Genomic DNA, 3,234 nt, shown 5'->3' with positions numbered 1-3,234 from the left:
GAACAACGAAACAGTCAAATGCCTGCCTATATCTTCATCATACAGACATCCGTATGCCTTGGCTTTCTAGGAGCCGGTTTTGTCCATGTTCATCATACCCAAAGCACACTGTTTATCATTGGCATCGCCACAATGATCGCAGGCATATTAGGTTTTATCTTGAACAGTGTCGTGCAAAAAAAGGAATATGATAATGGTTAGCGGACTATGTCATCTTTCTATCTAACCGCCAAAACCTTCCATCTTCACAGTGCGTTCAATTTCACTGAGTCTACGTTGGAGACAACGGAGAAGCTCGTTACACCATTCGTACAGATCGGAATTTTCCCGACAAGTAGTCTTTGCTTCCTTAAAACCGTTATAGTTACAGCCGCCGTTTACTGGGGTTTCAATTCAATTCTTGCACATCTCCTCTTAACATTCCAGCACTGAGTAAACGTCAAACCCTATACATCGGAATTTGGAATCTCTCCCATGTTCATGACTAAAGTGGTACAAATACCCGTGTGTATCTTACGTTAACTTAACAGATTAATTATCCGTAATTGCCTTTACAAGACACTTTTCATTTGTTACATAATAGGACACTATTCGATAATTTGTTATCAGTTCTTTAAATAAATTATATTCCCACAATCACCATAATAGAATGCGGGGAGAGGATTGGGTGTGAGTTTACAAAAAGAAATAGACATAATGAACAGTCTTTCGTTTTCTATAAGGGGACAACCGGAAAACTGTTCTCGTTTAATCGCGATGAAGCAACATCTTATGGTTGGTATAAGTCCGTTCAACTCAAGATTTTCATAAAAATATATCACAGAGCTCATATGTTGGGGTGCAAAGAAATTCAAAAATATTGACATCTTACTCCCAGATATAGAATCAGCGATACTGCTTATATTGGCATCTGGATCAACTAAGGCTAAAGCAGAGAGAAAAACAAAAAAGGAGCTCAATCGTATAAGACGTATATTATACAATATTCATAATTATGTTCATCTAGAAAGGTCATTTCGCATTCTTGACTTCTCTCAATACAAGCAAAATGAAAATTACAAAGTATTAAAATCAAAAGCTGTAGATTTGTACAAAACAAACTCGAAATTCAATGAATTATGCACAAGAATGTCAATCCAAGCGGTTGGGCATCGGGCAAAAAGTGTAGGATTATCAACAGAAGAAATAAAGAGTTTGGAAACAACCAATATTTCTCTCGAATATATTTTTGATGAAGTACCTTTCTATGTAAACACCCCATGTTTACTTAATAGAGAGAGCTCAGTTTTGGCTTACCATCGTGAATGGCCGGTAGGAGAATTGTTGCTCAGCAGTGAACCACCTCTCTGTGTTGATAGACAGCAAGGGCACGGAATTGTTTCGATATGTACACAAACTCATGAAAGAACCAGTTTATAATTAAACATTCAAAGGGGGGCAATTGGTGCGCCACATTATTAAATTCAATGTTATGGACGAAAATTTCCAAAAAAATCCATACAATACATACCAAACTGTACATTCTTCTAACTCTGTTCTTTGGGATGAAAATCTTAAAGCTTATTTTTTTGGCCACTATGAAGATGTCAGCGCAATTTTGGAGGACCTCCGCTTTACAACAGCGCCCTTAGCCGTTCGAGCAGAGCCGGTAATGGGCGATCGTGTATTAGCTCAAATGGAAGGGCATGAGCACCATAGCAAGCGGCACGCCATACTTTCAAAACTTACTGGAAAAATGTTCCGCACGCACTATACTAAAATTATTGAAGAAATAATAGACCAGCTTCTCATGCCGCATCTTTCAAAGGGGAAAATAGATATTGTTAATGAATTCGGCAAGGATTATAGCGTGCTTGTTACATTAATGGTTTTAGGCCTACCGATAGATCGCTACAAGGATATATCAATGTGGCACAAGGGAATCGCATCTTTTGTCACCAGTCTAAACCAATCAGATGAGGAAAAAAATTTCAGCTTATCATGCAGCAAAGATATAATTTCTTATCTAACACCTCTTATAGAAGAATGGGACAAAAATTCATCAGAAGATTTAATATCTGTTTTATGTCAAAAAACAAATGATGGCACCAGTATGACAACTTCTGAAATAGTTGCGCTCGTTCTTAACATGTTATTGGCCGCCATAGAACCTGCAGATAAAATATTAGCTTATCTTTTTTATCATTTACTCACTAACCCAAACGAATTAGAAAAAATCCAAAATGATAGGACGCTTCTTGGCGATGCGATCGCAGAAACATTACGCCTAACTTCTCCTGTTCAGCTTATACCACGCCAGACCAATCAAGCGATGGAATTCGCAGGAGTCACATTACCAGCCGACTCTCTTGTTTTTTGTATGATTGGAGCAGCTAACCGTGATCCTGATATTTTTGTGAACCCCAATCATTTTATACCAGAACGTAAACGGGGCAGTAAAACTGGGGCGGGTCTCATAAGGACCGCAAACCATTTAGCCTTTGGAGCAGGCGTGCACGTTTGTGTAGGTTCTGCTTTTGCTCTCATGCAGATTGAGTTGACGGCAAATAGACTCCTCGATAAACTCATTGACATCAGCTTAACTGATGGCTTCATTTTGGAGGAAGAGGGATTGTATACAAGGGGACCATCAGCGCTCCCAATCACATTCATCCCAATATCAAAACCACAGCCATCACAAACACATGTTAATTTTTAAAAGTCTGTGAATGGGGCGGGGACAATATTTTAAAGAATATCAACAGGGGGCATAACAATGCAAAAGAAAGATTCCTATACCAAATCAGAAAGGTATGTCATATATACCGTAATTATTTCCAGCATACTTCCTCTGCTGGACGGGAGCATTGTCAATGTCATCCTTCCTAACCTTGCACATTATCTTTCAGTCGGAGAAAATAATATACAATGGGTTGTAACATCCTATTTTCTCGCCACCGTTCCAGGGCTGCTAATGTCCGCTTTTGTGCAAGGAAGTATAGGTATCAAAAGCACTTGGTTTCTTGCAAGCTTCATTTTTATGCTTGGATCACTGGGGGTAGGATTAAGCTATAGTTTTCCAACTATTATATCTGCTCGTATCGTTCAAGGTTTCGGGACAGGTCTTTTGCTGCCCCTTAGCCAAACCATCATTGCCTTACAATTTGGACAGACACGCGTGCGCCAAGCCATGGGCACCATAGCCGTACCAACAGTTTTCGCTCCTGCCTTTAGTCCGCTGGTGGGTGCCTCACT

General features: G+C 39.5%; 2 protein-coding genes, 2 pseudogenes and 1 other annotated feature. All 4 genes and pseudogenes read left to right on the top strand.

Annotated elements, in window-relative coordinates; genetic code table 11:
- A pseudogene (locus ACFIKE_RS08870) lies at window positions 1–201 on the top strand (MFS transporter); the annotation flags it as partial.
- Between the two features lie 93 nt (window positions 202–294).
- Window positions 295–584, bottom strand: a sequence feature (23S ribosomal RNA rRNA prediction is too short).
- Between the two features lie 112 nt (window positions 585–696).
- Window positions 697–1,419, top strand: a pseudogene (locus ACFIKE_RS08865) (tRNA-dependent cyclodipeptide synthase).
- A 25-nt stretch (window positions 1,420–1,444) separates the two neighbouring features.
- Window positions 1,445–2,698: a cytochrome P450, cyclodipeptide synthase-associated gene (locus tag ACFIKE_RS08860; RefSeq protein WP_375649386.1), complete on the top strand. Its 1,254-nt coding sequence runs from the start codon at window positions 1,445–1,447 to the stop codon at window positions 2,696–2,698.
- 57 nt (window positions 2,699–2,755) lie between these two features.
- Window positions 2,756–3,234, top strand: a 479-nt coding sequence (locus ACFIKE_RS08855) for an MFS transporter (RefSeq protein WP_375649384.1), incomplete at its 3' end; no start/stop codon positions are given.

The organism is Bartonella sp. MU70NMGDW, from assembly GCF_042194085.1.
Taxonomy (GTDB): domain Bacteria; phylum Pseudomonadota; class Alphaproteobacteria; order Rhizobiales; family Rhizobiaceae; genus Bartonella; species Bartonella grahamii.
Note: the sequence above shows the minus strand (reverse complement) of the source record. Positions and strands in the feature narration are given on the sequence as shown.